Source organism: Flectobacillus sp. BAB-3569, assembly GCF_002270355.1.
In the GTDB taxonomy this organism is placed as follows: Bacteria; Bacteroidota; Bacteroidia; order Cytophagales; family Spirosomataceae; genus Flectobacillus; species Flectobacillus roseus.
This window is the reverse complement of record NZ_NJFZ01000172.1, coordinates 1-698: the sequence shown is the minus strand read 5'-3', so window position 1 is coordinate 698 and position 698 is coordinate 1. Positions and strand designations below refer to the sequence as shown.

Sequence of the window (698 nt, the reverse complement as noted above, 5' to 3'; positions counted from 1 at the left end):
CAACACCATCTACCGCTTCAGATAGATCTGCAAAAGTTATGGCTTGTTGAAGAGGGAATGTTGCAATCGTTTGATTTAAAAACGAAAGAAATTATTAGCTATAGTAGTACCGATGGACTTCCAAAAGCCGAAATCAAAGACCTTGTTGTAGGAACTCAAAATGTATTTTTGGCTACCCCCGAGGGTCTTGTTGTATTCGATAAAAAAAGAGATGTTGCTAACAAAACCTCTCCCTTATATAGCCATTCTGTAGCTACTTTATTAAGTCTTGTAAAACAAAAATCTGCATCGAGCATGCACAGAAAATCTGGCGAGGAGTTAAAGAATATATTGAGCTCGTCTTCGGCTTTTCTTCTTGATAAATCTACCCCAATTTGCCTTGAAACGTTATCAAAAATCTGTATCGTTCGATATATGTTCTTCTGTTGAGTAAAAGCAGAAACCGCAATGACTTGTCCACGAAACAAAATGGGTAGTGCTACTCCCGAACGACAATCTAATTTATCGATAATACGCTTTTCGGTAGATGGAATAAAACCATTAGATAAATCCCATTCCTGAATACGCTGAGTAGCCCAAGCCATTCCAGGCAGAAACTCTCCTATTTTGAGATCTTGGAAAGCCAATCCTGTAAAATCCAAGGCTACAGACTCATCAGCAAACCAGTTAGCGTGAAGGTTGAGTTTGGAATGATTAAG

1 protein-coding gene is annotated in these 698 nt (G+C 38.5%); it reads right to left on the bottom strand.

Features of this window, described 5'->3' with window-relative positions; translation table 11 throughout:
• Nucleotides 1-155 precede the first annotated feature (155 nt).
• Nucleotides 156-698: hypothetical protein (locus tag BWI92_RS27690; protein ID WP_176464583.1), on the bottom strand; the 543-nt coding region annotated here is incomplete at its 5' end.